Source organism: Prevotella sp. CAG:592 (genome assembly GCF_000436015.1).
GTDB classification, from domain to species: domain Bacteria; phylum Bacteroidota; class Bacteroidia; order Bacteroidales; family Bacteroidaceae; genus Prevotella; species Prevotella pectinovora.
Genome location: NZ_FR892478.1, coordinates 1 through 793 on the forward strand (window position 1 = coordinate 1; position 793 = coordinate 793).

The window sequence follows — 793 nt, forward strand, 5'->3', positions numbered from 1 at the left end:
CTTCCCTTGGGGAAGGTTAGGATGGGTTGTACTAAAATCCCTCCCACCCTATCATGAGGGCAAGAGGGAAAATGGCGTCAGGATCAGACAGTCTTGTTCTTCTCCTTGTTCGCAGTGTCTACGAGCATCTTGTCACTTTCACGCATGAGAGTATTGAAGTTCTTGAACGACATCGCCTTGGTGAAGGCCGAACGGGTGAGGTTGTCCTTGTTTTCGGTCTGTGATGAGATGAAACGCAGTCCGCAGTCCATGATATTCTCTGCGGCGTTGAACTCCTCATACTTTGCTGCAGGCTTCGAGGTGAGATTGAGATAGAAAGTGCCGAGGTCGCCGAGCTGCACCTTCTTGCTCTGTGCCACGAGTTCGAGCAGACAGTCCACGAACGACATCATCACTCCCGACACTACACCTCTTGGGAATCCCACGTTGTGGTTTGCCATGTGGGTGATGAGCTCGTCGAAGGTCACAGTGTCGATGTGTTTCGCCTTCGCATACCACATCTGGTAGAATTTAGAGTCTGCAACGTTGTTCTGGAACAACTGATAATAAAGCTTGCCATTCTGTACTTTTGACATGATAATAAATTTTTAAGGGTTAATGATAATTGTTACTTGTTCAACGGGTAGTTCCGTTTTACATTTGCAAAGTTACAACATCCCCCAGGCGAGTTTTACGGTTATGGCGTGTTAGCGTTGGTTGATTAAAGTTATAGTTGAAAGAAAGTTCAGTTTAGGGGTAAAATACCAAGAAATAATTCGTAAAAGAATCAGATAAATGATAATTTACGTGCAAG

Annotated in this window: 1 protein-coding gene; it reads right to left on the reverse strand. The window is 45.1% G+C overall.

The window, feature by feature from the left end; all coding sequences use genetic code 11:
• Window positions 1-83: 83 nt before the first annotated feature.
• A complete protein-coding gene (locus tag QVO99_RS00155; RefSeq protein WP_022315554.1) occupies window positions 84-575 on the reverse strand; it encodes a hypothetical protein in 492 nt (163 codons plus the stop codon).
• Between the last annotated feature and the right edge of the window lie 218 nt (window positions 576-793).

Bases quoted from the DNA above. Each gene is read 5' to 3' on its own strand.
- QVO99_RS00155 (WP_022315554.1), bottom strand. From the start codon at position 575: ATGTCAAAAGTACAGAATGGCAAGCTTTATTATCAGTTGTTCCAGAAC.